Origin of the sequence: Vibrio sp. 10N.222.49.A3 (genome assembly GCF_041475145.1) — a bacterium.
Classification (GTDB): Bacteria; Pseudomonadota; Gammaproteobacteria; order Enterobacterales; family Vibrionaceae; genus Vibrio; species Vibrio tasmaniensis_A.
Genome location: NZ_JBFRVM010000004.1, coordinates 1 through 24,089, shown reverse-complemented (window position 1 = coordinate 24,089; position 24,089 = coordinate 1). Strand labels below are relative to the sequence as shown.

Genomic DNA, 24,089 nt, shown 5'->3' with positions numbered 1-24,089 from the left:
ACTGCTGGTGCGGATCAAACCTTCCAATGATTCTTGTGTAAAAGCAATTGCGTTATTTAGGTCACACCAACGAAGGTATTGAGACAGTCTAGTATAGGTATTATGTAGAGAGTGATGACTATCTCCTTCTTCAATCTTTTCAACAAAGCGATCTTTGATTTGATGCACAAAGCCTTCACGGTCAGCATATTCAAATTGACCGCCTTGATGTAATGCTTTTGTGGTAGGAAAGTGCTTAATTAGAAAGCGATTAAAGTCAGCAAGGTTGTTAGCTTCAGTTTTTAACTGGAAACAAAGATTCGAATCCCAGCCGTGGAGGTATGAAACATTATCACTCATCCTCACCACCTAGCGCTTCGTGCATGATGCTATCTAAAATGCCAAACTTCACTTTGAACGCTTCTTTGCGTTGCAAATAACGCAGATATTTCCAAGTTGTTGATTCGTTTCTATGCCCCATCCAGCCCATTAAAAGCTCCATACACTCTGTTGGAGTTAGTCCAGCCTCAAGCAAGTCATTTAGTCGGTATGTACCATAGGTTGAGCGTAGGTCATGGAAACGATGAATAAAGGAAGGGGAGGTTTTCTTGATGGAGGTTCTAAGTTCTGTCCACCTTGCTTCAATTGATTTAGCTGTAACGGGATTTCCTTGCTCACTTACAAAAAGAGGCTCATGACGCTCACACAGTTCAAGCCTTTCGACAGTTTCTTGCTTGAGTGAGGACTTATCTTCGGGCAATGATTCTAATTGGGCATTGAGTTTGTTTAGTCGTTTGATTCTGCGTTCAGAGGTACGGTATTCATTCATTGTGGTTAGCAGCTCTGATGAGATTTCTACACGCCTTTGCTTTGAGTATTTAGTTTGAACCCCTGTCGATTGAGGGGATAAAACTATCTCGTAACGATGCTCACTTTCAATCAAGGGTGTTGCGGTATCAAGTGCATTCAGGGAGAGCGTTGCCACTTCTTGAATTCGCATTCCTGTATCTATGGAGATTAACACTTGCAAGCGTAATTCTTCGGATGCGTTAGGAAGGTGCTGTGTCAGAATGCTAAGTGACTCTTGAGCTAGTGGAGATAAAGGTCGAATGTTCTTACTACTTGCATCCTTGGGTACTTTTATTCGTAAATCACTCGTTTCAACGGTAAACGTTGGTGATATGTGCGCTAACATCCCAGTGCTTTGAACGGATACAAACTCCATCTTAAATGGTGCTTCTTTCTCGTTCTTGATTTTTAAGTAACCATCATGCATTAACCATTTGTAGTAGTTTACAATCTGATTCATTCGCACGCTGGCTGTACTGTGTGCTAATTCACCGTTCTTGATTTGCTTTAACAGGTGAGAGCGAAAAAGGTAAGTTGGTTTTAGTCTTTTGATAGGAGGGAATGAATCCCATACCAACCCTTTATCTTCAAGGAACTGGTAGTAAGCCTGTAATGCTTGAGCACAGGGTGAAAGGTCTTTAGCTGCTTTGATAGATTTCAGATAAAAGAAGTAGCTGTTCGCTTCGTGGTTGAATGAACCATCTAGATTGAAGAGTGTAGGCAGTGAGCCAACATTGCCCTTGAGGGGAGTGCAGTCGCAGATGTCATTACTGACTGATAATTCTGTCTGTTTATAGACATTGCTTGATTGTATGAGATACATAAATTCACCTAGAAAACCCCTGACCGTACATACAGCATAGTCAGGGGGTGGTTATTTTCCAGATTTATTTATGTGTGTAAGTTGCTTTTCCTACACTAACCCGTCATGGTAACGAATTCTTCTGAGCCCGTTGGGTGAATTGCCACAACAGAGTCGAAGTCTGCTTTGGTTGCGCCCATCTTCATTGCAACACCGAAGCCTTGAATCATTTCATCGACAGTGAAACCGATACCGTGTAGGCCAACTACAGTCTCTTCTTCGCCAGCACACACTAGCTTCATCTTACAAGGTTGACGGTGCTGAGTGACAGCAGTGTACATTGCAGTAAAACCAGACGTGTATACCTTGATGTTGTCTTTGCCGTATTGCTCTTCAGCTTCTTGAGTCGTTAGACCAATAGTGCCGATAGGTGGGTGGCTGAATACAACAGTAGGAACGAGCGTGTAGTCCATCTTTGCGTTTGTTTGACCGTTGAATAGACGCTCAGAAAGCTGACGACCGGCTTTAACAGCAACAGGTGTTAGTTCGATACCGCCTTCCATGATGTCGCCTACACAGTAGATACCAGGAACGTTGGTTGCTTGGAACTCGTCTACTTTGATGTAGCCACGGTCGTTAGTTGCAACGCCAGTTGATGCTAGGTTGATAGCGTCAGTGGCTGGGTGACGGCCGATAGCCCAGATTAGGTGGTCAACGTTTTGAGTGTTGCCGTTCTCTAGGTGCAGAGTCAGCGTACCATCTTCTTCTTTCACTACTTCTTTAGGAACAGAGTGCGTGTGAAGTGTTGGGCCTTCCGCTTCCATTACTTCAACCAGTGTTTCTACGATCATTGGATCGAAGCTACGTAGTGGTGACTCTTTACGACAGAACAGGTGTGTTTCTGTGCCAAGTGCACTTAGTACGCCTGCGATTTCTACTGCGATGTAGCCCGCGCCGATAACAGCAACACGTTTAGGTTGCTCCATCAGCTCGAAGAAACCGTTTGAGTCGATACCGTGCTCTGCGCCAGGGATGTTTGGAATGGTTGGACGACCACCCACTGCGATCAGGATGTGATCCGCTGTGTAGTGCTCACCGTTCACTTCAACAGTCTTCTCATCGACAAACTTAGCAAAGCCTTTGATTACGTTTATTTTGTTGTTACCAAGAACACGATCGTAAGATTGGTGGATACGACCAATGTACGCTTGGCGGTTTTCAACCAGTTTGCCCCAGTTGAAGCCTTTTACGTCAACGTCGAAGCCGTAGTCTTTTGAATATAGGTTGATCGCTTCAGCAACTTGAGCACCGTGCCACATAACCTTTTTAGGAACACAACCAACGTTTACACAAGTACCACCAAGGTCTTGAGCTTCGATAAGTGCAACTTTTGCACCGTGCATTGCTGCGCGGTTAGCTGATGCGATGCCGCCTGAACCGCCGCCGATACAGATGTAATCAAAATGAGTCGCCATTACTTTCTCCATTTATTGAAGGCTGTGGGTACAGTGAGTGCACTGAACACCTACGTCCTATAGATTCTTAAATTGTCTAATTATTATATTGAGGGCAGATTGGTTGAACTCAATCTCCCTGTTTAAAATTTATTCGTGTACGTCACAATCTGCTGAATATTCGTCAGAGCATGACGTTAAGTTCGAGATTACTCGGGTACGATCCACTCTACTTTGAAGTGACCGGTTGCCGGCGCAATTGCTTCCTTCAAGAATGGAAGAATTTCGTTCATTTGGCTTTCTAGCTTCCAAGGTGGGTTGATAACAATCATGCCTGATGCCGTCATACCACGCTCGTTGGTGTCTGGTGATACGCCAAGTTCGATTTGTAGAATCTTGTTGATGCCTAAGCCTTCAAGGCCTTCGATCATATCTTCGATATCACAGCGATTTACCACTGGGTACCAAATTGCGTAGATACCAGTTGCCCAGCGCTTATGGCTTTGAGCAATCGCAGTCACAACATCACGATACTCTTTTGCCAGCTCGTAAGGTGGATCGATAAGAACCAAACCACGACGTTCTTTAGGTGGCAGACTGCCTTTTAGGCGTTGGAAGCCATCTTCTTTGTAGATAGATACCTGACGATCGCGGTGGAACTCTTGCTCAAGCAGCGGGTGATCGGCTGGGTGAAGCTCAGTTAATACCATGCGGTCTTGATCACGCAGGTGTGCACGTGCAACACGTGGTGAACCTGGGTAGAAACGCAGTTTTTCGCCATTGTTGAGTGCAGAGATAGACTCAAGGTAGCTTTGAATGTCTTCAGGAAGTTCTGTTTGTGCCCAGACGCGTGCAATACCTTGTTTGTATTCGCCCGTTTTTTCAGACCATTCATGCGTTAAGTCGTAACGACCTACACCAGAGTGAGTGTCATGGTAAACAAAAGGCTTATCCTTTTGTTTCAAAGAATTAAGAATAAGGCTCTGTACGATATGCTTTACTACGTCGGCATGGTTGCCCGCGTGGAAGCTGTGGCGATAACTTAACAAATTAAACTCTCGTAACACTCTCGAATTAGAGTGTGGTTAGTGTAGGTGGGGTTAGTTTGACTATTATAACCCCCAATGGACCATAAATTCTCGAACAATTCAGGAACAGTCGCGAGCAATATGCAGTTAGTTATTGGTTCTACTATTGAAATTTGCCTTGTTGGGCACTATCTAATAACTATTCGCAGGTGATTTTTTAGGGTGACCCTGAGCCTGATGACTGTAAGACGACCTCATTACAAAAAAGACGAAAGTCTCTAAAGCCAAAGGAATGTTTATATGTCTAATCCGCTATTAACCTTCACGGATTTACCTCCGTTTTCACAGATCAAACCTGAGCACGTTAAGCCAGCGGTTGAGCAAGTGATTGAAGAGTGTCGCAACAAGATAGAACAAGTACTTGAAGGTAATACTTCACCAAGCTGGGACAACCTCGTTGCTCCAATTGAAGAAGTGGATGATCGTTTAGGCCGTATTTGGTCACCTGTAAGCCATATGAATTCTGTGATGAACAGCGACGAACTGCGTGACGCTTATGAGAGCTGCCTGCCTGTACTTTCTGAGTACGGCACGTGGGTCGGCCAACACAAAGGTTTGTTCGAAGCGTATAAAGCGATCAAGGCGAGTGAGGCATTCTCGGCATTAGACCAAGCTCAACAGAAAACCATTACCGACGCACTGCGTGACTTTGAATTATCAGGCATTGGCTTACCCGCAGACGAGCAGCACCGCTACGGCGAGATCAGCAAGCGCCAGTCTGAGCTAGGTTCTCAATTCTCAAACAACGTGCTTGATGCAACCATGGGTTGGAGCAAGCAGATCACAGACGTCGCTGAACTGGCCGGTATGCCTGAATCAGCACTGGCGGCAGCACAAGCCGCGGCACAAGCTAAAGAGCAGGAAGGTTATCTACTGACTCTGGATATCCCATCATACCTGCCTGTGATGACCTACTGTGATAACCAAGAACTACGTAAAGAGCTGTACGAAGCTTACGTAACTCGCGCTTCAGATCGCGGTCCAAATGCTGGCAAGTGGGACAACACTGAGATCATCACAGAGCAACTTAAGCTGCGTCATGAGATCGCACGCATGCTTGGCTTTAGCACTTACAGCGAAAAATCTCTGTCGACTAAGATGGCAGAAACGCCAGACCAAGTACTTGGTTTCCTTAACGACCTAGCAGTAAAAGCTAAACCACAAGGTGAGCGCGAAGTCGAAGAGCTACGTCAGTTTGCTGAGAAAGAGTTTGGTGTCTCTGAGCTAAACCTGTGGGACATCGCTTATTACAGCGAGAAACAAAAACAGAACCTCTTTGAAATCTCTGATGAAGAGCTTCGTCCATACTTCCCTGAGTCGAACGCAGTGTCTGGTTTGTTCGAAGTACTAAACCGTGTGTTTGGTATGTCTGTGACTGAGCGTGAAGGTGTGGATACATGGCATGATTCAGTGCGCTTCTTTGACATCTTTGATGCGACAGGTACATTGCGCGGTAGCTTCTACCTAGATCTATACGCACGTGAACACAAACGTGGTGGAGCTTGGATGGATGACTGTCGTGGTCGTCGCATTACTCAATCTGGCGATCTACAAACACCAGTCGCTTACCTAACGTGTAACTTCAACAAACCAGTCGGTGATAAACCAGCATTGTTTACTCACGATGAAGTGGTCACTTTGTTCCACGAATTTGGCCACGGTATCCACCATATGTTAACGCAAGTAGAAGCGGGCGCAGTTGCGGGTATCAATGGTGTGCCTTGGGATGCGGTTGAATTGCCAAGTCAGTTCCTAGAAAACTGGTGTTGGGAAGAGGAAGCGCTGTCGTTCATTTCTGGTCATTTCGAAACGGGTGAAGCGCTACCAAAAGAGATGCTAGAGAAAATGCTAGCGGCGAAGAACTTCCAATCTGCGATGTTTATCCTGCGTCAGCTAGAGCTTGGCCTGTTCGATTTCACACTGCACACTGAATACGATCCAGAAGTCGGTGCTCGCGTACTCGAAACGTTAGCCGACGTGAAGTCTAAGGTATCGGTATTGCCAAGCCTTGATTGGAACCGCTTCTCGCACAGCTTTGGGCATATCTTTGCTGGTGGCTACAGCGCAGGCTACTACAGCTACCTATGGGCAGAAGTATTGTCTGCAGATGCGTTTTCTGCATTTGAAGAAGAGGGTATCTTCAACACTGAAACCGGTAATCGCTTCCTGAACAACATCCTTGAGATGGGCGGCAGTGAAGAACCAATGGAGTTGTTCAAACGCTTCCGTGGTCGTGAGCCTCAAATCGATGCGATGCTTCGTCATGCGGGTATCAGCGCGTAATTGCTATCATTTCCGTAACTGCGGTAGTTGCTTAGCTCTATTGCGAGTTAATAGAGAAAAGAGCCTCCTTGTGAGGCTCTTTTTGTATCGATTTATCAAATGACTATGGATTCACATTGCGGTTGATAGGGTTCTGCAATGAAATCAATGTCTCAGTTGATTGAACCTCGTCAATCGCCTGCAATTTATCAATCAGTACGAACTGCAACTCTTCGATCGATTTACACATCAGTTTAACGAAAATGTTGTAGGCGCCAGTGGTGTAGTAAGCCTCAACCACTTCATCTAATGCATTAAGCTTGGCAATGGCTGAGTGGTAGTCGCGAGCTGCGTTAAGGTTGATACCAATAAAACAACACACGTCGTAACCAAGCTTCTTGGTGTTTACCACAACCTCGGTTCGCTCAATAATGTCGGCCGATCTCATCTTTTCGATACGAACGTGAATCGTCGCGGGGCTGACATCGAATTTCTTTGCCATTTCAGCATAAGGCGTGCGCGCATCTTCCATTAAGGTTTTGAGAATGGCACGGTCTAGATCATCCAGACGAGCTGTAGTTGTGGACATGCATAATCCTTAGGGTGAATAAAAAACATACCGGCTTTAGTACACATCATAGCCAAGGGTGATAATATTAGCAGCAACTATAGTGTTAGGGTGAATTCAGTGCGATTTTCGTTGTTTTTGATTGTTATGTGTTGGAGTGCTTTTGTTTCAGCTCAAACAAAAGATGTGTTGGTTATTCACTCTTATCATCAGGGTTTTTTCTGGACTGATGATTTCCACAAAGGATTATCAGAAGAACTGGACCGTGATCGACTATCGTATCGAGTTGTTTATTTGGATAGTAAACGAACTCAAAACCCAGAATACTTAGAGCGCGTTTATCAGCTTTATCACACCAAGTTGATGCATGAAGAATTTGCTGCGGTTGTGGTCAGTGACAATAACGCCCTTAATTTAATGAAGCGCCTTGCGCCCGATCTCAAAGATACGCCAGTAATCTTTGGTGGCATCAACAATTTCTCCCCTGAAATGATTGAAGGTTTGAACGCGACGGGCATTACTGAAGATATTGATTTATTGGGTAATATTGAGCTAATTAAGCGCCTTCAAACAAACGTAAAGAAGATATACATTGTTACTGACCATTCAGTAACAGGTGAGGCTATCCGCTCACAAATTGATCGTTCTATTGAGGCTCACCCCAACTTTTCCGATTTGCTGGAGCACTATGTGCCTGACTCTTACCAAGAGTTAATTGCGTTTTCTCAGCGAACCGATCTAGATCAGAGCTTACTCTTTTGGGCATATTATCGCGATGCTAAAGGTAACGTGAGTAGCGTTGAAGACTGGCGACAATTGAACATTAAAACCCAAATGCCACTGTATATGGTGCACGATTTGGGGTTGGGTTTTGGGGCGATAGGCGGTGTTATTCAAAGTGGTGAAACGCAAGGTCGAGATACGGGACGTGTTTTACTAAAGGTATTAGCAAACCCAAATGAACCTCTGCCTTTAGTCGCACCTGGCGCATCGGAAATTAAACTCGACTACCAACAGATGTCACGCTGGGGGCTGGGAACTGAGAATGAGGCTTCAATTACTTTTCTCAATAAGCCTCAGTCATTCTTGGTGCGTTATCACGATGAAATTCGAACAATAGGTTTGCTGTTTCTGGTTATGTCGTGTGTTATTGCGACCTTGGTTTACTACCTCAACCGCCTCAAGAAAAGTGAGCGTGCTAGCCGACAAAGCCAGCTGTTACTGGAGTCGATATTCGATCAAAGTCTACAGTACATGGGTATTCTTGATAAAGGCGGTGTACTGCTGTCGAGCAACAGTAAGCTGCATGAGCTTCTTTATAATCAAGGTTATAAATTAGGAACACCTCTCCAAGAATATTGGGAGGATGCCGCTGGCGAAGCGCTGAAGGAGTATTTTGCAGAAAGGGATGATTATCCAACCCTACGATTTGAGGCGGAGGTATGGTGCCGTGATCGTGGTGGAATGGTGCTAGATATCTCTTTAAAGCCGATGCCGAGCAGTGAAGAGGACACCATTCAGTTCTTATTTGAAGCTCGTGATGTTACCTCACGAAAGCTTGCTGAGAACAAATTATTCCAACGTGAAGCGAATCTCAAACTGTATTACGACAAGCAGCCGGTGATGATGATTACACTGGATGTCAATAATCGCATTCAGCAAGTGAACCAGTTTGCTGAAGAATTACTAGGTTATCCACTTGATCTGCTTTTGGGGCATCGCCCTAGAGAATTTTATGTGGATGAGAACGCGATGATTCCTCGTCATATCTTGTTGCAACCACAGCACAAAATTCGCGGCGTGTGGCGTCGTGATATCGAGTATCGTCATGCGGACGGTAGAACGATCTGGATTCGTGAAAATATTCGTCCATTGGTCGACTCGGGTCAGCTGTTGATTGTGGGAGAGGATATTACTGAAACCCGCGAACTTTCTGAAAAGTTAGAATACCAAGCGCGTTATGACCTGCTTACAGACACTTTCAACCGCAACCACTTTGAGCAAGAGCTACAAAAGGCGCTGAAAGAGGTCGAGAGTCATATGAGAACTCATGCGATGTTGTTCTTAGATTTGGACCAATTGAAAGTATTGAACGATACTGCTGGGCATGAAGCGGGTGATGCCGCGATCTTATTTAGCGCTAATCTGATAGAAGATGTGCTTCCTTACAATGCTGTGTTAGCTCGGATGGGGGGAGATGAGTTTGCGGTATTAATCAAAGACTGTACTGAGCGAGATGCTGTCAATGTCTGTCACAGTATTATATCGATGATGAGTGAGAATCCATTCTTATGGGGTGATATTCACCTCAATCTTACTTGTTCTATCGGAATTCGATTGATTGACCATACTGCCGCTTCATCACAAATGGTGCATGCACAGGCGGATGCCGCTTGCCATGCCGCTAAAGAGGAAGGGCGAAATCGTTATCACCTTTATCATCTAGATGATGAAGATCTGCGCCGTCGCCATTTAGAAATGGAATGCGTTAACTTGGTACACGAAGCCTTAGCCAATGATCGCTTGGAGTTATTTGCCCAACGTATTCTTGGCCTAGAGGAAAATAGCAACAAAATGCACTTTGAGATACTGGTGCGGATCAAGAACGTCCAAGGTGAGTACATTTCACCGGGGATCTTCATGCCAGCTTCCGAGCGCTATAACATCGCGCATTTGATTGATCGCCAAGTCGTCAGTCAGACGTTGAATTGGTTGGAGCAACGCCCACATCTAGTTGATGATTTAGGGATGTGTTCGATAAACCTTTCTGGTCACTCGATGGGTAACCGAGAGTTTGTTGAATTCTTGATTGAAAGTTTGGCGAACTCATCAGTGCCTTGCCATAAGATTTGTTTAGAGATCACTGAAACGGCCGCCATGAGTAATATGAAGCAGGCAATCAACTTCTTTACTCGAATTAAAGAGCTCGGCTGTTTGATTGCTCTGGATGATTTTGGTTCAGGCTTGTCGTCATTCGGATATCTGAAGGCATTACCTGTTGATATTGTGAAAATTGATGGCCTGTTTGTGCGTGATATTGATGTTAACGAGATGGACTATGTGATGGTTCGTTCGATCAATGATTTAGCGAAGCAGATGGGCAAGCACACGGTAGCTGAGTTTGTTGAAAATACTCAGGTTCTCGATAAGTTGATTGAACTCGGTGTTAACTACGCTCAGGGCTATGTTATTGGCCGACCGAAGCCACTGGCCGAGCTTGTTGAAGAGTTAAGGCAAGAACGAGAGATAGAGTAATTGGTTTAGGTAAGCCGACCGAGCTGTGAATACTTTTCACCGCTAATATGTATTGTGGAGGCAATCAGGTAAACTGGTTGCCTCTTTTATTTTGAATACCACTGTCTGTTGGAGACGACCTTGCAATTACAACTGATTTGCGAAGATGCTACCCAAATCGATCATTTAAATGACTTAGCGACCCGTTGGAATTTATCTCATGATGAAAGTAGCGAGTTTGCTTTGGTACTGACTCGCGAGCGACTTGAGCTACGTAAAGTCGATGAACCTAAGCTTGGCGCTATTTTTGTTGATTTAGTCGGAGGCGCAGTCGGTCACAGACGTAAGTTTGGTGGTGGTAAAGGTCAGGCAATTGCTAAGGCGGCAGGTCTAAACAAAGGCGCAACGCCAACTATTCTTGATGGTACAGCAGGCTTAGGGCGTGACGCATTTGTATTGGCTTCGTTGGGCTGTAAAGTGCAGATGGTAGAGCGACATCCAGTTGTGGCTGCATTATTGGATGACGGCCTGCAGAGAGCACAAAAAGACCCAGATATCGGCGGTTGGGTTAGCGAACGTATGAAGTTGATTCACGCTTCAAGTCACGACGCGCTGGATAAACTTAGCAACGACCCTAACTTCGAACAGCCTGATGTGGTGTACCTCGATCCTATGTACCCACATCCAGAGAACAAGAAGAAGTCGGCTTTGGTTAAGAAAGAGATGCGAGTATTCCAATCTTTGGTTGGCGCCGATCTGGATGCCGATGGCTTGTTTGAGCCTGCGATGAAGCTGGCAACGAAGCGCGTTGTGGTCAAAAGACCGGATTACGCAGCATGGTTAGACGAGCAAAAACCGAGCATGGCAATCGAAACTAAAAAGAACCGTTTTGATGTGTATGTGAAAGCATCAATGACTTAATTGAAGCATCAATAACTTAGATACACACTAAGAAAATTTCCCGTCATAAATACGATAAATCACCATTTAACACTTGCGATAGTCGCGTTACGGATGTATATCTAACTAAGAATCATTATTATTCTTAGCTGGAGTTGTAGCATGGCTAAACGCTTTTGTAAGTTAAACCGTCGAGATATCACTGAACACCTAGGAGAGATCCACAGCTTGGTTACTGAACCTAAATTTGTGTGTCGTTCTTGTGCGCGTTCTTCGGCGGATCAAGCGAACCTATGCAAACCAACCGCAATTCCACCTCTTGGCTGTCAAAATAAACCCGTTGAAGAAAAAGCCGCATGCGGCCTACTAGCGGAAACATTACCTGCACCAGAGTTATCGCTTGCGGAAATCAGCGAGACAATTGAGCCGAGCGTACAAATGTTCGATCCAGCCGCTGCTGATATTGCCCCTAATGTTGTAGATAAAAATGCATCACAGAAAAAAGCCAAACTGAAAAAACGAATCGCTAATGCGAGTGGTGATGAAAAAGCCGACCTCAAGCGAGCGAAGAAAGCGGCTAAGAAACAAGAGAAGTACAACAAAAAGCTCGCGAAGATGATTAAGAAGCAGCAAAAACTGTTTAAGAAAAGTCAAAAACTGGAAAGTCACCTTGAACGTATCAACCTACAACTTGATGACGTCGCTTTCACTGAAACTAAGACTCAGGTAGTGAGCCATAGTCACATTCACTGAAACTGGTACGGATAACTTATTGCTACAACGATAATTTAAAAAGAGCGACCTAAGGTCGCTCTTTTGCTTTTTGGGGTTATCCGAGCCAATTCATTTAGCTCAGTTCATTTAGCTTAGTTTAGTTCGCTTCGCTCAGTGAAAGCGGTTAGGCGTTGCTTGTGGATCTCGCAACACGCTTTTTCACCCATGTTTCGTTGACGAACAGAGAGAACAAGATAACCGCGCCGCCAATGGCCAATCGAACCAAGTCGACGTCTCTGTTCCAAATCAGGATGTTTACTACAAGGCCAGCTGGAACTAAGGCGTTGTTCATTACAGCCAGTGCACCAGCATTCACCATGCATGCACCTTTATTCCACATAAAGTAACCTAACCCCGAAGCAATCAAGCCAAGGTAAATCAGGATGCCCCATTGAAGCGTGGTTGTTGGCAGCTTCTCAGGGTTACCTAAGAGTATGAAAGCAACCGAAGCGACGCATAACGCACCCAAATAGAAGTAACCAAATACTGTGCGCTGAGGTAACTCTGTCGATTCCTTCTCCATCACTACTTTGTAAGCAACTTGGCCGATAGCAAAGCACAGGTTTGCACCTTGGACTACGAGGAAACCGACTAAAAAGTTTTCGTTGATACCCGCGAATTTAATGAATACAGCGCCCAATACAGCAATCGCCGCTGTCACTAAATACCACGGAGAGAATTGTCCTTTGAGGAAGTCATAAATAAGCGTGACGTAAATTGGGGTAAAAACGGTAAACAGAAGGACTTCAGGAACGGATAGCAGCAAGAAAGACTGGTAATAGAAGCAGTACATCAGCCCAAGCTGGATACCACCAATAGCCATCAACTTAGCGATCAGCTTACGCGAGATACCTCGAAACTTCAGGAAAGGAAGAAATACAATGCCAGCAAGGGCAACACGCATTAATACAGAGAACCAAGAATCAACCTGACCAGCAAGGTACACGCCGATCAGGCTAAAAGAGAAGGCCCATAAGAGGGTAACACTAGCTAAATAGCTCATATAAAAACTTCGTTAATAAGATATGAGCTGTATGTTACCTAACCTTAATTCATTAGTCTTCTGAATCTCTTAGAGGCACGACCAGCATATCAACCGGCGAGGCATTGATCAGTTGTCGTGTTGAAGAGAGCAATTTGCTCCAGAAGTCTTGATGGTGCCCACAAACCACTAAATCAACATTGAATTCATTGATGGTGTCACACAGTTCATGACTCAGGTCGCCGCTGCCCACTAAGGTGTGGGTAATCGGGTATTGAGCGTGTTCTGCAAAATTTTGTAGCTGAACTCGAGATGCTTCCATCGCGTTGTGCTGGGTTTCTGCCATGTTGATATCAATAAGGCCGGTATAGAGCTCTGCATAATTAATATCGATATGGATAAAAGAGACTTTGGCTTCCAATGGCTTAGCCAATGCTACCGCTTTATCCACAAGTAATTTGCTGTCATCTGATAAATCGACTGCGACCAAAATATGTTTGTAACTCATATCGCTACCTCTTCTATTCATTGCCTAACTAAAGACTAGCACTATGCAATCCCTTTTTTTGCTGAAGTGATCTCATATCCACTGTCTTGCGTAATGTTTGCTCGAAATATTGGTTAACTAATGGCCTGCGAGATATTCATAAAATAGTGATATAGTAGAGAAAACTGAAGATGTAATTAGGAGTCTTAAATGCTATCAAAAACTATGGTAGAGCAACTGAACGATCAAATTAATCTAGAATTTTTCTCATCCAACCTATACTTACAAATGAGTGCTTGGTGTGAAGACAAAGGATTTGAAGGTGCAGCAGAGTTTCTGCGTGTTCATGCAGTAGAAGAAATGGAACACATGCAGCGTCTTTTTACTTACGTAAGTGAGACAGGTGCAATGCCAATTTTAGGTGCGATTGAAGCGCCAAAACATGAATTTGATAGCCTTGGGGCTGTGTTCCGTGAAACTTACGAACATGAGCAAATGATTACTCAAAAGATCAACAAACTGGCTCACGTTGCTTTCAGCACACAAGATTACTCAACCTTTAACTTCCTGCAATGGTACGTTGCAGAGCAACACGAAGAAGAGAAGTTGTTTAAAGGTGTATTGGATAAGCTAGAGCTTGTTGGTGAAGACGGTAAAGCACTGTTCTTTATTGATAAAGACCTAGCGCAATTGGCAAAAGATGGTTCATCTTCAATTATGGAAGCTCCTGCCGTTTAGGTAGTACGAGAAAGACACTGATTATCTTTTTCTTTTGAGTTTTCTTATGAAGATGTAAGGAGGAAAGGATGATCAGCGGCGACACTATTCTATTTGCACTAATGGTTGTGACTTGTGTGAACTGGGCGCGTTACTTTACTGCGCTAAGAACACTCATTTATATTATGCGAGAAGCACACCCTCTACTATATCAACAAGTAGATGGAGGTGGTTTTTTCACAACCCATGGCAATATGACCAAACAGGTTCGCCTGTTTAGTTACATCAAAAGCAAAGAGTATCACCACCATCACGACGAAGTTTTTACGTCGAAGTGCGATCGTGTAAGGCAGTTATTCATACTCTCTTCTGCCCTGTTAGGTGTAACCTTGCTGTCTTCTTTCATCGTCTAAGTCATTTAGTACGATTGAAGTAGAGCTTAGATTTTTGGTGTAAAGCTTCGGTTGTTGGTTCGCCAAGCCAAACAGTGGCTTGCTGCTGTCTGCAAATTGTACAATTGAACATCAATTGCAAAGTTTAAAATTGCCGCTAAAATAGCGAGCAATTAGTAAGGATGTGCTGTTTATGCACATCCTTTTTTATTGATGGCATTTCGAGAACAGGGCGTACTCGGGCTGCACAAGTGAAGAAAAGCAGAACCACATGAGTGAAAAATTTGATGTAATCGTAATTGGTGCGGGTGCCGCTGGCTTAATGTGTGCTGCGGAAGCGGGCAAACGCGGCCGACGAGTGCTGGTGGTTGATCATGCAAAGAAACCGGGCAGAAAAATTTTAATCTCAGGTGGCGGTCGTTGTAACTTTACTAACTATGATGTTTCAGCCAACAATTTCCTGTGTAACAACCCTCACTTCGTGAAGTCAGCTTTATCTCAATACACCAACTGGGATTTTATCTCGATGGTGAGCAAGTACGGCATTGAGTTCGAAGAGCGCGATCACGGTCAGTTGTTCTGTGTGAATGACCACACAGCAAAAGACATCGTGAGCATGCTGCTTGACGAGTGTAAGCAAGCTAAAGTCGAACAACGCTACCGTTGTGATGTTCACTCCATCGAAAAAACAGACGCTGGCTTCAAGATGCACCTCAATACCGACGAAGTTGAGTGTGACTCACTCGTTGTAGCGACAGGCGGTTTGTCTATGCCTAAGCTAGGCGCAACGCCATTTGGCTATAAGATTGCAGAGCAGTTTGGTTTGTCTGTAATGCCGACTACAGCGGGCTTAGTGCCATTCACTCTGCACAAAGAAGATAAAGAAGCTTTCGCTGAGCTTTCTGGTATCGCAATTCCTGCTGAGATCACAGCGCAAGACGGCACTTTATTTAAAGAAGCGTTGCTGTTTACGCACCGCGGCTTATCTGGTCCTTCGGTACTGCAAATCTCTTCATTCTGGAAAGCGGGTCAATCGGTTTCTATCAACCTAGTACCTGAAGTAGACGTTGCTGAACTGCTTGAAAATTCTCGCGAGAAACACCCAAATCAGAGCCTGAAAAATACCTTGGCAAAAGCACTACCAAAGCGTTTTGTGGAAGTGCTGATTGATCGTAAAGAGCTTGAAGACAAGCCGCTTAAACAGTTCAATGAAAAGCAGCTTAGTGGCATCGTTGAGCACCTAGAGAACTGGAAAATTGCACCAAATGGCACTGAAGGTTATCGAACTGCCGAAGTGACTCTAGGCGGAGTGGATACTGATCACCTATCTTCGAAAACCATGGAGTGTAAGAGTGTGTCTGGCCTCTATTTCATCGGTGAAGTAATGGACGTAACGGGTTGGTTAGGGGGCTATAACTTCCAATGGACGTGGTCGTCTGGTTGGGTTGCAGGCCAAAACGTATAGCACAGTGGCGATGGCTAAGCTTATTCATTTAGAACATTTTCAGTCAGTAGAAAGAATGACTTCGTCACAAATGATAAAGATTATAAATGATTGATGTTTTAATTATTTAAATGAGGGGTTTGCAATGAATCAGACAAAAGTAAAAAGCATTCTATTGGCAGCAGGAGCGATGAATGTTGGTGCTGTTTTACTGTTTTCACGCTTTTTTACGAATAGTGCCATTAACGAAGCCGATCCCGTAGTAATGTCCAACTTTGGACTGATTATGATCGTCGTTTGGGGTTTTGCGTACCTTGGGGCTGCAACAATCAATGCGAACATCAAATATCTTGCTGGTGCTTTCTTTATTGAAAAGTTGGTTTATGTGGTTGTTTGGGTGAATTGGCTTTCCAATAATACGCTATCACCAGTATATGAAGCGGATACGATGGCTGGCGTGTTTTACACAATTTATGGCGTAAATGATTTTATATTTATGATCTTGTTTTTCATGATATTTAAGTCCAAATTTGATATGAAAAACAACGGTTGAATATCGAACATTGAGACTTACAACTTAATGTTATCTTACAGAAAAATGGCGAGTCATATGACTCGCCATTTTTGTATCTAACATCTAATTGAGAAAATTAGACTATATCGATAGCTTTTCGTGCTCAATCGAGTCTTTTAGCTCTTATTTACGTAGGGTTTTTCTTTGAAAACTTGATCTGTTGAATCACCAAACCAGCAATGATTAGCAGTAAGCCAAACAGTGTCGCTGGGTGAATCTCTTCGCCAATGATGGTTGAAAGTAGCATTAGCGAAATAAACGGTGAGGCAAAAATTAGGTTGCTGATACGTGCCGTATTGTTGGTTAGCTTGAGTGCTGATAGCCACAAGACAAAGGTAATGCCCATCTCGAACAGGCCAACATAAGTCACAGCCATCCAACCTTTCGCTGTGATTTGGCTAAAACTCTCGCCCTCGTAAATGGTTAAACCAATTGCGAATGGCAGTGCCACTAAGAACCCAAGCAGTACACCCTCCACAGGGTCAGCTTTATTTTTGGTATTGAGAATCCAGTAGCCTGCCCAAAGCAATGTTGAAAGCAGTGCCAGTGCCACACCAAGTGGGCTATCGAACTGCATGCCTAATACATCACCTTTGGTGGCAATGACTACTACACCCGCATAGCTGAAGGTACACGCAATCCAATCTTGTTTACGAATCTTTTGTCCCAGAAACACCGCAGCCATTAAGGTTAGCGTGATCGCCCAACTGTAGTTGATGGCTTGCGCTTGAGAAGCTGGCAGTAGGTCGTAGGCTTTGAATAGAATCAGGTAATAGGCCAGTGGGTTAACCAAACCGAGCAGTAAGTAATACCAAGGGTTTGAAAGAAACGTGGTACTCAGTTGAGAAAGCTTACCTTGAAACGCGCAAACGGCGATCAGCGCAATCGACGACACAATGCTGGCGATGGTCAGCATTTGAATCGGTGAAAACTCAGCAAGGGTCAGCTTAAAAGCAGTAGCGACTGTTGACCACAGCAATACCGCAGCAAGGCCAAAGCCCAAGGCACGACGTTCGTTCATAGCAACTCATTCTAATTTGATGGGACAGAATACGGAGCGCCTAGTCTATCTGTCGAATTTTAATACGGCAAACTGGACATTTATCCAGTATCAAAATACCATTTAATGAGTTATTTCCAATTAGGCTAAATCATTATCATGCAATGGATTATCGAACATCAGGCAACGCTTATCGCTGCAATTTCTGGCGCGCTCGTCAGCGGTGGTGTCGTGGGTTGGTGGATCAAACAGAAGTTCTCTTTTCAGCAGCGACTTCTTGAACAGCAACTAGAGTCTGATCGTTTGCTGCATGAGTCACAACAATCTCAGCTCAAATCTTCACTCGCAGAGGCACAACAAGAGCTCAATGAGTTGGATGATGATCGAGACAAAGCGGCATTTGAACTTAAGCAGGCGCATGGCAAGGTGATGGCTGCGATGGAGAAGCTGCGCTATTTTGAAGCCGTGAAGCAAGAGCGTCAGCAGTATGCCGATGATATCAATGTTCTTAAGGAGCATAAGTCTGAGTTGGAGGCTGAGCTTCGCGAGCAAGAAGCTAGGCACGACCAAGAAAATCTCGCCAACAGTGAAAAACTGCAGCTGTTAGAGCAGGCAGAGTCCCGATTGAAGCAGCAGTTTGAACTGTTAGCGAATCAACTGTTTGAGAGCAAAACCGCTAAGGTCGATCAACAGAACAAGCAAAGCCTAGAGGGTTTGTTATCACCGCTGAGAGAGCAGTTAGAGGGCTTTAAGAAGCAGGTTAATGATAGCTTCAGTCAAGAAGCCAAAGAGCGTCACACCTTAGTGCATGAGCTTAAAAACTTGCAGCGCCTCAATGAGAGCATGACGCGTGAAGCGGTTAACCTGACCCAAGCACTAAAGGGCGATAACAAACAGCAGGGGAACTGGGGCGAAGTGGTGCTGGCTCGCGTGTTGGCGGATTCTGGCTTACGAGAAGGCCATGAATATCAAACGCAGGTGAACCTGCAAAACGATGCCGGCAAGCGTTACCAACCCGATGTGATCGTGCATTTGCCACAAGATAAGCAGGTGGTGGTCGATTCGAAAATGGCTTTGGTGGCATTTGAGCGCTACTTCAACGCTGAGACCGATCAACAACGCGACGCAGCACTGCGTGATCATTTAGCTTCACTGCGAGCGCATATTAAAGGCTTGAGCCAGAAGGATTATCATCAGCTCAAAGGCATACAGAGCTTGGATTACGTGTTGATGTTTATTCCGGTAGAACCTGCGTTTCAGGTGGCGATTCAAGCCGACCCTAGCTTAGTTAAAGATGCGATGGAGCAAAACATTATCTTGGTTAGCCCAACCACCTTGCTGGTGGCACTGCGTACCATTGATAACTTGTGGCGCAACGATAGACAGAACCAGAATGCACAAATCATTGCAGAGCGGGCGAGCAAACTTTACGACAAGCTGCGCTTGTTTGTTGATGATATGGAAGGTCTTGGTAGCTCATTAGACAGAGCCAACCAAAGCTACCAAGGTGCCATGAATAAGCTGGTGACTGGTCGTGGTAATGTGATTCGTCAGGCCGAAAGCTTTAAGCAATTGGGTGTCGAGGTGAAGAAACCTATCTCGGTTGGCTTGGCGGAAATCGCTCAAAATGAGGCTTTTTCAGAAAATGCCTCCTTAGTAGAAAGACAACCCGCTGAGGATAAAGTAAACTAATCGGCCGCAGCGCCTCTAAAGAGAGAGTGTACTGTCGATGAGAACTTACCATGGTAGATAACAGCATTATGGACACAAGCGTGCAGACAAATTCAGCAGTAGAGTCCGAAACCACACACTTTGGTTTCGAAACAGTCGCGAAAGACCAAAAAGTCGCGAAAGTAGCAGAGGTATTTCACTCTGTAGCCGCTAAATACGACATCATGAATGACTTAATGTCGGGTGGTGTTCACCGCTTGTGGAAGCGATTCACGATTGATTGCAGTGGCGTGCGCCCTGGTCAACGTATCCTCGATCTTGGTGGTGGTACTGGTGACCTTACTGCGAAATTCTCGCGCATCGTTGGTGAAAAAGGCCACGTGGTTCTTGCTGATATCAACAACTCAATGCTGAATGTTGGCCGCGATAAACTGCGTGATAGCGGTATTGTTGGCAATGTACATTATGTTCAAGCAAACGCTGAAGAACTGCCTTTCCCTGACAACTACTTCGATTGCATTACCATCAGCTTCTGTCTGCGTAACGTAACCGATAAAGACCAAGCACTGCGTTCAATGTACCGCGTACTTAAGCCGGGCGGTCGTCTGTTGGTTCTTGAGTTTTCTAAGCCAGTGCTTGAGCCACTATCAAAGGTTTACGATGCATACTCTTTCCACCTATTGCCAAAAATGGGTGAGCTGATTGCTAACGATGCAGACAGCTATCGTTACCTTGCAGAATCTATCCGCATGCACCCTAACCAAGAAACCTTGGAAGGCATGATGCAAGAAGCGGGTTTTGAAAATACTAAATACTTCAACCTAACGGGCGGCATTGTTGCGCTGCACCGTGGTTACAAGTTCTAGTCGAACTTGGTAGCAGGCTCGTTGAGTGTGCTAAAAATAAGAATAAAGATAGAACGGATAGGTTAACGCTTATCCGTTTTCAAAGGTAAGGACAGTCATGCCATTTGATCCATTGGTCACCGCGGTTATTGAAACCTCTTTAAATACTTTCGTGAACGATGATCCAGCTTTGGTTCGTCGTTTGTCTCGTTTAAAGGGGCAGATCATTCAAGTTAATTTGAAAGAGCTGAATAAAACTCTCACTTTCGTTTTTAGCCAACAAATCGATGTGTTGTCTGACTACGAAGGACAACCTGATTGCTACCTATCTTTGAACCTATCGGTACTGCCAGAACTGCGTGAGCAATCGAACATCACCAAACTGATCAAGCAAGATAAGCTGATTTTAGAGGGTGATATTCAACTGGCTCAGAAATTTGCTCAGCTAATGACAGACTGCAAGCCTGACTTGGAAGAGTGGCTATCGCGAGTGACAGGCGATGTGGTTGCTCATACCTTGGTACAAGGCGTTAAGAATGTTGGCGGTCTTGTAGCTAAGCAAGCGACTAAGCATCAAAACCATCTCGCTCAGGTATTAACTGAAGAGTGGAAAATTGCACCAGTGCCATTAGAAGTGGCACATTTTTGCGATCAGGTTGATGACGTAAAAAGCTCAGCTGCACGTCTTGAAGCTAAATTGAACGCTCTGTTGGAGAAAGCATGACCCCAACAGAACTGAAACGTCTTTATCATATTATCAAGGTACAGTTGGAATACGGCCTTGATGAATTGATGCCTGAGCACCAGTTGACTAAAGCCCCTTTACTGGCGCGAAAGTCACTGTTTTGGCTCAAGAATAAGCATCAAGATAAAGAATTAGGCCACCGCTTGCGTTTAGCGTTGCAAGAATTAGGGCCTGTTTGGATTAAGTTTGGTCAGATGATGTCAACGCGTCGCGACCTATTTCCTCCTCATATCGCTGATCAGCTAGCACTATTGCAAGACCAAGTGGCGCCATTTGATGGTCAATTGGCTAAGCGAGACATGGAAAAAGCGCTCGGTGGTAGCCTAGATAACTGGTTTACCGACTTTGATATCGAGCCATTGGCTTCTGCTTCTATCGCTCAGGTGCATACCGCAAAGCTCAAGGAGAGTGGTCGCGAGATTGTTCTGAAGGTTATTCGCCCTGATATTCGCCCGGTGATTGACGCAGATCTAAAACTGATGCACCGAATGGCGCGTATAGTCGCTAAGTCGCTTCCTGAAGCACGTCGTTTGAAACCGGTTGAAGTCGTTCACGAGTACGAAAAAACGTTACTTGATGAACTAGACCTGCGCCGAGAGGCGGCCAATGCGATTCAACTACGACGTAATTTTGAAGGCAGTGAAGAGCTGTATGTTCCAGAGGTTATCCCTGATCTAAGCAGCGAAACCCTGATGGTGTCAGAGCGTATCTACGGTATTCAAGTATCCGATATTGAAACGCTAGAAGCCAACGGCACCAACATGAAATTGCTCGCGGAACGTGGCGTGACGGTATTCTTCACCCAAGTATTCCGAGACAGCTTTTTCCATGCAGACATGCACCCGGGCAACGTATTCGTTAACCCAGAGAATCCAGATAACCCTCAGTGGATTGGTTTGGATTGTGGCATTGTCGGCACGCTCAACAGTGAAGATAAGCGCTATTTAGCAGAGAACCTGTTGGCTTTCTTTAATCGAGATTATCGTAAAGTCGCCGAGCTGCACGTTGATTCGGGTTGGGTGCCACACGACACCAACGTCAATGATTTTGAGTTCGCGATCCGTATGGTGTGTGAGCCAATTTTTGCAAAACCACTTGGCGAGATCTCATTTGGCCATGTGTTGCTAAACTTATTTAATACAGCAAGACGTTTCAACATGGAGGTTCAGCCTCAGTTGGTGCTTCTGCAGAAGACCTTGTTGTATGTGGAAGGCCTAGGTCGCCAGTTGTACCCGCAGCTTGATCTGTGGGCGACGGCTAAGCCTTTCCTTGAAACCTGGATGATGAATCAGGTAGGGCCGCAAGCTGTGATCAACGCAGTAAAAGAGCGCGCGCCATTCTGGGCAGAAAAACTGCCAGAGCTGCCAGAGCTGCTTTATGACAGCTTACGCCAAGGTAAAGCGATGAACCACAGAATGGATCAGCTTTATCAAGGTTACCGAGATAGTAAGCGTCAGCAAGCAACTGGAAAGTTTTTGTTTGGCGTTGGAGCCACTTTAGTCGTATGCTCCGCAATATTAGTTTCAAGCCCTTATGAGCAGCTATCTATGGGCTGTGGCATCGCAGGTGTCACATTTTGGTTGCTTAGTTGGCGAGCTTACCGTCGTTAGACAGTAGACTCTCTTAATATTTTTTATGTGTAGACAGACCCGAGGACAATGACAATGGGTGGTATCAGTATTTGGCAACTTCTAATCATTGCTGTAATTGTAATTTTACTTTTCGGAACAAAGAAACTGCGCGGTATGGGTGGTGACTTAGGTTCAGCGGTGAAAGGCTTCAAAAAAGCGATGAGCGATGAAGACAAGCCTGCAGATAAGAAAGATGCAGACTTTGAACCAAAGAATATTGAACAGCAGAAGACAGAAGCTAGCGCTGAAACAACTGCTGAAACAAAGAAAGACAAAGAGCAGGCGTAAATCGTGTTTGATATCGGTTTTTGGGAACTGGTATTAATATCTGTCGTTGGGTTAGTGGTTTTAGGACCTGAGCGTTTGCCCGTGGCGATTCGTAGTATTTCCAAGTTTGTTGGACAAGCGAAAAGCATGGCAAACAGTGTGAAAGATGAACTTTCTCACGAGCTTAAGGTGCAAGAGCTGCAAGAAAACCTACGCAAGGCGGAAAAAATGGGTATGGAAGATTTATCTCCAGACCTAAAAGCGTCAGTCGATGAACTCAAGCAGGCCGCTGCTCAAGTTCAACGTCCGTACGCTAAGCCTGAGTCTGATAAGCCAAGTGAGACTGAACCTAGTGTCACGGAAACTGTGGAATCTGAAACCATTCAGGTCAACAGCGAAGCTTCAGCACCGTCAGATAAGAAAGCCGAATAGTCTCGCAAGGAGGAGTCGCCAGATGCTTGAGTCGCTAGATGTTTAAATCGATAGCTATTCAAGTAGATAACTATTCAAGTGGATACCAATTCAACTGGATAGATAGGTGCGCGGCTCCTTTTCGATCTTCCTGTTTAAGAGGTTTGACATGTCTTCGACTGAGCAGACACAGCCTTTAATTAGCCATCTTCTAGAATTACGTAATCGCCTACTACGCGCGATTGTCGCCGTTCTAGTGATATTTGTCGGGCTAATTTATTTTGCTAATGATATTTATGAATTCGTATCAGCACCTTTGGTAGATCGTCTGCCTGAAGGGGCGACGATGATCGCAACGGATGTTGCATCGCCATTTTTTACACCGCTAAAACTAACCTTAATCGCGTCTATTTTTGTCGCGGTGCCGTTTATTTTGTATCAGGTGTGGGCCTTTGTTGCTCCGGGTTTGTACAAGCATGAAAAACGCTTGATCATGCCGCTATTGGCTTCAAGTTCTTTGCTGTTTTACTGTGGTGTGGCGTTTGCTTACTTCGTAGTATTCCCATTGGTATTTAGTTTCTTCACGGCTATTTCCTTAGGGCAGGTAGAGTTCGCAACAGACATATCAAGTTATCTCGATTTTGTACTCGCGCTGTTCTTTGCTTTTGGTATTGCCTTTGAAGTACCAGTAGCGATTATCTTGTTATGTTGGACGGGGGCGACAACGCCTAAGGCTCTGTCTGAAAAGCGTCCGTACATTGTTGTCGGTGCTTTTATCGTCGGTATGATGCTGACACCTCCCGATATGATCTCGCAGACACTGTTGGCGATTCCAATGTGTATTCTGTTTGAGATTGGTCTGTTCTTCGCGCGTTTCTATGTGCGTAAGCCAGATGCGGATGAAGAAGAAGAAGCTGAGTCTTGATTCTGCTGTAAGAACATAATTTGCTAGAGCCCTTCAGCAAAAATCACACAATAAAAAAGCGGCCCGAGGCCTAATGCCGTTCACTTAA

The 24,089-nt window shown here is 44.9% G+C and carries 22 protein-coding genes and 1 pseudogene; 15 read left to right on the top strand and 8 right to left on the bottom strand.

Translation table 11 applies throughout. The features are described 5' to 3' along the window. From AB4589_RS00485 to AB4589_RS00470, 4 genes and pseudogenes are all read right to left on the bottom strand, one after another. A pseudogene (locus AB4589_RS00485) lies at nucleotides 1-339 on the bottom strand (hypothetical protein); the annotation flags it as partial. Next, nucleotides 332-1,651, bottom strand: coding sequence for a tyrosine-type recombinase/integrase (locus AB4589_RS00480; RefSeq protein ID WP_372099085.1), 1,320 nt, complete (start codon nucleotides 1,649-1,651; stop codon nucleotides 332-334). The pseudogene AB4589_RS00485 and the gene AB4589_RS00480, both read right to left, overlap by 8 nt. Nucleotides 1,652-1,746: 95 nt before the next feature. Then, nucleotides 1,747-3,105 carry a glutathione-disulfide reductase gene (gorA, locus tag AB4589_RS00475; protein ID WP_372099084.1) on the bottom strand — a complete coding sequence of 453 codons (1,359 nt, stop codon included), beginning with the start codon at nucleotides 3,103-3,105 and terminating at the stop codon, nucleotides 1,747-1,749. 188 nt (nucleotides 3,106-3,293) lie between these two features. After that, nucleotides 3,294-4,133: a 23S rRNA (adenine(2030)-N(6))-methyltransferase RlmJ gene (locus AB4589_RS00470; RefSeq protein ID WP_029224298.1), complete on the bottom strand. Its 840-nt coding sequence runs from the start codon at nucleotides 4,131-4,133 to the stop codon at nucleotides 3,294-3,296. Between the two features lie 279 nt (nucleotides 4,134-4,412). Here AB4589_RS00470 and prlC point away from each other — a divergent pair, with 279 nt between their 5' ends. Next, nucleotides 4,413-6,455 (top strand): oligopeptidase A, encoded by a 2,043-nt coding sequence (gene prlC, locus AB4589_RS00465; RefSeq protein WP_372099083.1) that lies wholly within the window; start codon nucleotides 4,413-4,415, stop codon nucleotides 6,453-6,455. 103 nt (nucleotides 6,456-6,558) lie between these two features. Here prlC and asnC read toward each other — a convergent pair whose 3' ends face one another. Next, on the bottom strand, nucleotides 6,559-7,023 hold the full coding sequence (gene asnC, locus AB4589_RS00460) for a transcriptional regulator AsnC (RefSeq protein ID WP_009848066.1): 465 nt from the start codon (nucleotides 7,021-7,023) through the stop codon (nucleotides 6,559-6,561). 126 nt (nucleotides 7,024-7,149) lie between these two features. Here asnC and AB4589_RS00455 point away from each other — a divergent pair, with 126 nt between their 5' ends. The 3 genes from AB4589_RS00455 (at nucleotide 7,150) to AB4589_RS00445 (ending at nucleotide 11,889) form a co-directional block, all read left to right on the top strand. Next, nucleotides 7,150-10,257, top strand: coding sequence for an EAL domain-containing protein (locus AB4589_RS00455; RefSeq protein WP_371695172.1), 3,108 nt, complete (start codon nucleotides 7,150-7,152; stop codon nucleotides 10,255-10,257). Between the two features lie 120 nt (nucleotides 10,258-10,377). Continuing rightward, nucleotides 10,378-11,157, top strand: coding sequence for a class I SAM-dependent methyltransferase (locus tag AB4589_RS00450; RefSeq protein WP_269337751.1), 780 nt, complete (start codon nucleotides 10,378-10,380; stop codon nucleotides 11,155-11,157). Nucleotides 11,158-11,298: 141 nt separating this feature from the next. Further along, nucleotides 11,299-11,889 (top strand): hypothetical protein, encoded by a 591-nt coding sequence (locus AB4589_RS00445; RefSeq protein ID WP_017101121.1) that lies wholly within the window; start codon nucleotides 11,299-11,301, stop codon nucleotides 11,887-11,889. Between the two features lie 145 nt (nucleotides 11,890-12,034). Here AB4589_RS00445 and AB4589_RS00440 read toward each other — a convergent pair whose 3' ends face one another. Both AB4589_RS00440 and uspA read right to left on the bottom strand, forming a co-directional pair. After that, nucleotides 12,035-12,913, bottom strand: coding sequence for a carboxylate/amino acid/amine transporter (locus AB4589_RS00440; RefSeq protein WP_086050313.1), 879 nt, complete (start codon nucleotides 12,911-12,913; stop codon nucleotides 12,035-12,037). A gap of 52 nt (nucleotides 12,914-12,965) precedes the next feature. Then, nucleotides 12,966-13,400 (bottom strand): universal stress protein UspA, encoded by a 435-nt coding sequence (gene uspA / locus AB4589_RS00435; RefSeq protein ID WP_009848061.1) that lies wholly within the window; start codon nucleotides 13,398-13,400, stop codon nucleotides 12,966-12,968. A gap of 189 nt (nucleotides 13,401-13,589) precedes the next feature. Here uspA and ftnA point away from each other — a divergent pair, with 189 nt between their 5' ends. From ftnA to AB4589_RS00415, 4 genes are all read left to right on the top strand, one after another. Further along, a complete protein-coding gene (ftnA, locus tag AB4589_RS00430; RefSeq protein WP_004735556.1) occupies nucleotides 13,590-14,117 on the top strand; it encodes a non-heme ferritin in 528 nt (175 codons plus the stop codon). Nucleotides 14,118-14,185: 68 nt separating this feature from the next. Beyond that, entirely contained in the window at nucleotides 14,186-14,509 is a 324-nt protein-coding gene (gene uspB / locus AB4589_RS00425) for a universal stress protein UspB (protein ID WP_009848060.1), read from the top strand. A 250-nt stretch (nucleotides 14,510-14,759) separates the two neighbouring features. Then, complete coding sequence (locus AB4589_RS00420; RefSeq protein WP_135445063.1) at nucleotides 14,760-15,953, top strand: NAD(P)/FAD-dependent oxidoreductase; 1,194 nt, start codon at nucleotides 14,760-14,762, stop codon at nucleotides 15,951-15,953. 124 nt (nucleotides 15,954-16,077) lie between these two features. After that, nucleotides 16,078-16,485 carry a hypothetical protein gene (locus AB4589_RS00415; RefSeq protein WP_371701480.1) on the top strand — a complete coding sequence of 136 codons (408 nt, stop codon included), beginning with the start codon at nucleotides 16,078-16,080 and terminating at the stop codon, nucleotides 16,483-16,485. 148 nt (nucleotides 16,486-16,633) lie between these two features. Here AB4589_RS00415 and AB4589_RS00410 read toward each other — a convergent pair whose 3' ends face one another. Continuing rightward, nucleotides 16,634-17,527 carry a DMT family transporter gene (locus AB4589_RS00410; protein ID WP_372099082.1) on the bottom strand — a complete coding sequence of 298 codons (894 nt, stop codon included), beginning with the start codon at nucleotides 17,525-17,527 and terminating at the stop codon, nucleotides 16,634-16,636. A 138-nt stretch (nucleotides 17,528-17,665) separates the two neighbouring features. Between AB4589_RS00410 and rmuC the strand changes: the two genes are divergently transcribed. The 7 genes from rmuC to tatC all read left to right on the top strand — a co-directional run bounded on the left by rmuC (nucleotide 17,666) and on the right by tatC (nucleotide 24,001). Next, nucleotides 17,666-19,198: a DNA recombination protein RmuC gene (gene rmuC / locus AB4589_RS00405; RefSeq protein ID WP_371709452.1), complete on the top strand. Its 1,533-nt coding sequence runs from the start codon at nucleotides 17,666-17,668 to the stop codon at nucleotides 19,196-19,198. Nucleotides 19,199-19,263: 65 nt separating this feature from the next. Then, nucleotides 19,264-20,043: a bifunctional demethylmenaquinone methyltransferase/2-methoxy-6-polyprenyl-1,4-benzoquinol methylase UbiE gene (ubiE, locus tag AB4589_RS00400; RefSeq protein ID WP_029222994.1), complete on the top strand. Its 780-nt coding sequence runs from the start codon at nucleotides 19,264-19,266 to the stop codon at nucleotides 20,041-20,043. Between the two features lie 97 nt (nucleotides 20,044-20,140). Next, complete coding sequence (locus AB4589_RS00395; RefSeq protein ID WP_372099081.1) at nucleotides 20,141-20,746, top strand: SCP2 domain-containing protein; 606 nt, start codon at nucleotides 20,141-20,143, stop codon at nucleotides 20,744-20,746. Further along, on the top strand, nucleotides 20,743-22,377 hold the full coding sequence (gene ubiB / locus AB4589_RS00390) for a ubiquinone biosynthesis regulatory protein kinase UbiB (protein WP_065679637.1): 1,635 nt from the start codon (nucleotides 20,743-20,745) through the stop codon (nucleotides 22,375-22,377). Before AB4589_RS00395 ends, ubiB begins: the two co-directional genes overlap by 4 nt. Before the next feature lie 54 nt (nucleotides 22,378-22,431). Continuing rightward, nucleotides 22,432-22,686 carry a Sec-independent protein translocase subunit TatA gene (gene tatA, locus AB4589_RS00385; RefSeq protein WP_009848052.1) on the top strand — a complete coding sequence of 85 codons (255 nt, stop codon included), beginning with the start codon at nucleotides 22,432-22,434 and terminating at the stop codon, nucleotides 22,684-22,686. Between the two features lie 3 nt (nucleotides 22,687-22,689). Next, a complete protein-coding gene (gene tatB / locus AB4589_RS00380; RefSeq protein ID WP_004735566.1) occupies nucleotides 22,690-23,097 on the top strand; it encodes a Sec-independent protein translocase protein TatB in 408 nt (135 codons plus the stop codon). Nucleotides 23,098-23,245: 148 nt separating this feature from the next. Further along, the gene (gene tatC, locus AB4589_RS00375) at nucleotides 23,246-24,001 is read left to right on the top strand and encodes a twin-arginine translocase subunit TatC (RefSeq protein WP_009848051.1); all 756 of its coding nucleotides are present in this window, start codon (nucleotides 23,246-23,248) and stop codon (nucleotides 23,999-24,001) included. Nucleotides 24,002-24,089 lie beyond the last annotated feature (88 nt).